Annotated in this window: 1 protein-coding gene and 1 pseudogene; one reads left to right on the plus strand and one right to left on the minus strand. The window is 57.8% G+C overall.

Translation table 11 applies throughout. The features are described 5' to 3' along the window. Positions 1-220: pseudogene (locus IVB48_RS40720) on the plus strand (ISL3 family transposase); the annotation flags it as partial. 146 nt (positions 221-366) lie between these two features. Here IVB48_RS40720 and ybgC read toward each other — a convergent pair. After that, on the minus strand, positions 367-810 hold the full coding sequence (gene ybgC / locus IVB48_RS40725; protein ID WP_247348833.1) for a tol-pal system-associated acyl-CoA thioesterase: 444 nt from the start codon (positions 808-810) through the stop codon (positions 367-369). Positions 811-1,601 lie beyond the last annotated feature (791 nt).

Genomic DNA, 1,601 nt, shown 5'->3' on the forward strand with positions numbered 1-1,601 from the left:
ACGGTTCAGACCCCTTGTAGGCCCATGTCCCGCAAGCCTCATTGCCTCGTTCGCGAATGGGATCGCCAACGATAAGGGCGCGGTGCACGCTGCTATTACGCAACCATGGTCCAATGGCCAAGTGAAAGCTCACATCGCCAAGCTCAAGCTGGTCGAACGGCAGATGTACGGGCGCGCTAAGCTCGATCTTCTTCAGGCTAGGCTGATTGGCGCGCCATAAAAACAATCACGATCATCGAATATGCGTCAGAGCCCCGATTGGATGCCGATTACCCCGAACACTGGTTTGACTAGGTCGCAACAGAAGCTTAATGTCTTGATTTCAGTGGGGCGCTGGAAGCCAAAAGCTTGAACTAAGCGGCAGATCTATCGAAGCCCTTCCATAGCGAGCCGCAGCGACTTCGGGATGCGCTGCGCCTTTCCGGCTGAAATAAACGCCACGCGTACACGCGCCGTGACTAGGAGATCGTCTCCGCGCCTGCATTCCTGCAGCAACGCAATCGACGCTCCCCTCACCTCTTGCGGGATTGTGACGACGTCAAGCAGGTCATCCAAGACCGCCGGTTTTAGAAAATCGATCGTCATGGAGCGGACAACGAAGGCAAAGCCGGGCGCATCTTTCTTGGCTTCTCTGAGTAGCGCTTGCTGAGTGGTTCCGAGCAGGCGCAAGTAGTTCGTTCTACCGCGTTCCATGAAGCGCAAAAAATTTGCGTGATAAACAATCTGACCGGAGTCAGTATCTTCGAAATAGACGCGGACCTGCATATGATGGCCGCCGTCGCGAATTTCGCCATCAAGAGAAGCTGTCACAGTGCGGTTTCCCTACTGCCGTTCTGGGACGAATTGTCTTGCACAGAGGCGCGTTCCGCAGCAAGTGCCAATGGGCTTGGTGCGTGCAGGTTGAGGCTGCCCGGCGCAAGGCCGGTCGGAGACCGGTTGCTTTGCGAGAAGCCGGCATCCCCCTATCCAGGTTTCGGGCAAGTCCCGCACGCACGGCTGGTTTGCAGAGCTCTTATCGCTGCTCAGCAATCCCCGAGGACCGAGGTCGCCCCACTGGCAAGCGCCTTGATCTCCGCGTACATCTCCGCTTCGCAGGCCAAAGTCGGGATTGCCCGGCAGTGCGGATTGTTCAGCAAGCAGTCCTATTCCGCGAATCCTACCATTCATAGCAGTTGTTAAACTCCGACCGGTCAGCCATCGCGGCTGGATATTCCAGGTGAGATGGTCATGGAGATCGATGAAACCGGGCAGAATGATCCACGGTACCTTGACCGAAGAGTCGGCCGCGCCGATGCTCTGCGCCCGAGTTCGTCGCTCGGTACGACACGCACCGCGCCTGGCAAGTCCGCGCCGAGCGCTGCCAATAGATCGAAGTCGCTCCGTGGCCACCGCGCCGCAAGAAAGCGACGAGTTCATTTGCATATCCGTCACGTGCCGGGACGCTGCCTTCATGAGCCGAGCGATTCGGTCGTAAGGTGGCCGTTGGAGCAGATGTTCGAGTTCGGCATGAGAGGCCGCCAACGTCATTCAACATTCCGCGTTGTCGTGTTCAGCCGTGTCCGGCTGAAGACGTTAATGTCCGGGACCAGACACTGAACCGC

The sequence above is a fragment of the Bradyrhizobium sp. 76 genome (assembly GCF_023073025.1).
Taxonomy (GTDB): domain Bacteria; phylum Pseudomonadota; class Alphaproteobacteria; order Rhizobiales; family Xanthobacteraceae; genus Bradyrhizobium.